The sequence below is a fragment of the Stenotrophomonas ginsengisoli genome, assembly GCF_001431485.1.
GTDB lineage: Bacteria > Pseudomonadota > Gammaproteobacteria > Xanthomonadales > Xanthomonadaceae > Stenotrophomonas > Stenotrophomonas ginsengisoli.
Window position 1 is genome coordinate 1 of sequence record NZ_LDJM01000064.1, and the last position, 1,331, is coordinate 1,331.

Below are 1,331 nucleotides of genomic sequence, written 5' to 3' on the forward strand. Positions count from 1 at the left end.
TGTGTAGAAGATACAGGTCCGCGATGCCTTTGCCTTGGCCGGGAAAGCCCGTCGCGCCCAGGTGCGCTCCCACAGGAGCAGGCGGGGTAATCGCCCTGTAGGAGTCAACTGTCTTGATCAGGCAGCCATAGGCACGCTCTGCCAAGGGGTATTGTCACGCTTCATGGCGTTCAGACGGGTGAGGTATTTGCGCATGCAGGCCACGGCGGCGGCCTTTCTGGGTTTGCCGGCATCTACCAGCCGGCGGTAACAGCTGCCGATGTCCGGGTCACAGCGGATGGCGCTCCACGTGGCCATGTAGAGCACCCTGCGCACATCGGCGCGGCCGCCCACGATGTGGCGCTGACCGCGCCACAGTCCGCTATCGCGGTTGTAGGGGGCCAGCCCGGCCAGCGCGGCGATCTGGCGACGGTTCACGGTGCCCAGTTCGGGCAGCCGGGCCGCCAATGTAGCCCGCAGGATCGGCCCCAGCCCCGGGGCCTTGGCCAGCCCGTCCGGGGCTTCGGCCAGCAGCTTGGCGATGGTCTTTTCGATCTGCTGGATCTGCTTCTGCAGCCGGTCGATGCAGCCGGTGAGCACGGCTTTTACCGGTGCCGATTCGAGCTGCTTGATACGCCGGCGATGGGCATCGCGCTCGCTCACCAGGGCGCTTCGCGCCTGCAACCATTCGCGCAAAAGTACTGTTTTTCCTGGCAATGGCGCGCTCGGCGTGGCCGGCAGCAACTGCGCGGCAACGGCCAGCACGCGTGCATCGATGGCATCGGTCTTGGCTTTCAGCCCCAGTGCCCGAGCCAGTTCACGAGGCCGGTTGGCCGACAATCGCTCGGCAGCCAGACCTGCCTGAAACAGGGCCTTGAGCAAGAGCCGCTCGTAACCGCCGGTTGCCTCGAAGACGACCCGGGTGCTGTCGATCTCATGCAGCCAGCAGACCAGCTCATTCAGGCCGGTGGCAGTGTTGGCAAAACTGCGCTGCAGTTCCTGCGGCAAGGCATGGGCAACCAGCTCGGCCTTGGCAATATCGATACCCACATAGGTGTTCATCGCTCGCTCCAGGAGTAGGCTGACAGCGAGAGCACTCCCCCCGATCCCATGCTTGTGGTGCGGACTGCGTGTCCGGTCAACTGTTCGGGCTGAAGGGGGAGGACGGGGTGCGGCGCCCAAACTCCTACGCGTGCTTGCGCACTGCGGCCTTGCGGGCTGCCGCACCTCGCTCTCACCTCAAACTGTAGTCCTGCCCAAGACACAAGCGGCCCCGGCCGCGATCAGGCTTTGCCCCTTATACAACTCTTACGCTGCCGAAGAACAGCACAATGGAAATCTCGGTAGGCACA

At 64.5% G+C, this 1,331-nt stretch carries 1 protein-coding gene; it reads right to left on the reverse strand.

The window, feature by feature from the left end:
- Window positions 1–117 precede the first annotated feature (117 nt).
- The gene (locus tag ABB30_RS15245; RefSeq protein WP_152980788.1) at window positions 118–1,161 is read right to left on the reverse strand and encodes an IS110 family transposase; all 1,044 of its coding nucleotides are present in this window, start codon (window positions 1,159–1,161) and stop codon (window positions 118–120) included.
- Between the last annotated feature and the right edge of the window lie 170 nt (window positions 1,162–1,331).